Source organism: Candidatus Hydrogenedentota bacterium (genome assembly GCA_016791475.1).
In the GTDB taxonomy this organism is placed as follows: Bacteria; Hydrogenedentota; Hydrogenedentia; order Hydrogenedentales; family JAEUWI01; genus JAEUWI01.
Map to the genome: position 1 here is coordinate 1 of JAEUWI010000228.1, position 711 is coordinate 711.

Consider the following 711-nt stretch of genomic DNA (forward strand, 5'->3'; position numbering starts at 1 on the left):
ACCGATCATCTTCCAACCCGTCATCGCGAGGACCGCGGCGCGGCAGAAGCGATCTCCCCTCGCCGTGCCTGATCCCGTCCACCTCAGGGAGACTGCCACGGCGGCCACAGGCCGCCTCGCAGTGACGGCACGGACGTGCTCGGTGCAAGTACCGATCATCTCCCAACCCGTCATCGCGAGGACCGCGGAGCGGCCGAAGCGATCTCCCTTCGCCGTGCGTGGTCCCGATCAGCCCGGGTGTTCAACACGCTGCTGTCCATGCCCAGCGATGGCACCCGGTGGTCCGGTCAGCTGGTCCGCAGGCCGGCCGGAGGCCGCGGGCGGGGCGGTGGGTGTTGAGGCTTTAGGCTTTAGGCTTTAGGCTTTAGGTTTTGGGCTCGGGGCTTGGGGCTTTAGGCTTGGGGCTTGAGGCTTTAGGCTTTAGGTTTTGGGCTCTTGGCACTTGGTCCTTGGCACTTGCCCCTGCCCCTGCCCCTGCTCCTGCTCCCTCACACCCCCGCGAAGAACCGCTTCGCCAGCTGCCCGAACCGCACGATAAGCTCCCGGTCCAGCTTCAGCTCCGTGCGCTTGATCAGGTAGTGGCCGCAGTCCGGCGCAAAGGACCGGCCCGCCTTCAGCTGGGCGTAGGTGAGGCACTTCACGTGCTCGCGGCTCACCAGGATGAAGTAGGCGTGCGGCCACGGGTAGTCGCCCTTGATGTCGTCCAGGCTG

Annotated in this window: 1 protein-coding gene; it reads right to left on the reverse strand. The window is 66.2% G+C overall.

The features are described from left to right. Positions 1 to 488: 488 nt before the first annotated feature. Positions 489 to 711 (reverse strand): hypothetical protein (locus JNK74_28880; GenBank protein ID MBL7650196.1); only part of this gene is annotated, 223 nt, incomplete at its 5' end.